We start from the raw sequence: 255 nt of genomic DNA on the forward strand, positions 1-255 counted from the left end.
ACTATGAGGTATTAATCTTCATTTCTAAAGGCTATCCCTCTGTAAAAGGTAGGTTCTATACGCGTTACGCACCCGTGCGCCGGTCGTCAGCGGATTGCAAGCAATCCCTGTTACCCCTCGACTTGCATGTGTTAAGCCTGCCGCTAGCGTTCATCCTGAGCCAGGATCAAACTCTTCATTGTATATCTTTTATAATATGAATGAATAAGTTTCAAAAGAATTTGTTTAACGAAGTTAAACATGGTTATTCTACTC

Annotated in this window: 1 rRNA gene; it reads right to left on the bottom strand. The window is 41.2% G+C overall.

Annotated features, from left to right (window positions below):
• A 16S ribosomal RNA gene (locus tag RQM59_RS14455) occupies nucleotides 1–182 on the bottom strand; the annotation flags it as partial.
• Between the last annotated feature and the right edge of the window lie 73 nt (nucleotides 183–255).

Origin of the sequence: Asprobacillus argus (genome assembly GCF_032248395.1) — a bacterium.
GTDB lineage: Bacteria > Bacteroidota > Bacteroidia > Flavobacteriales > Flavobacteriaceae > Polaribacter > Polaribacter argus.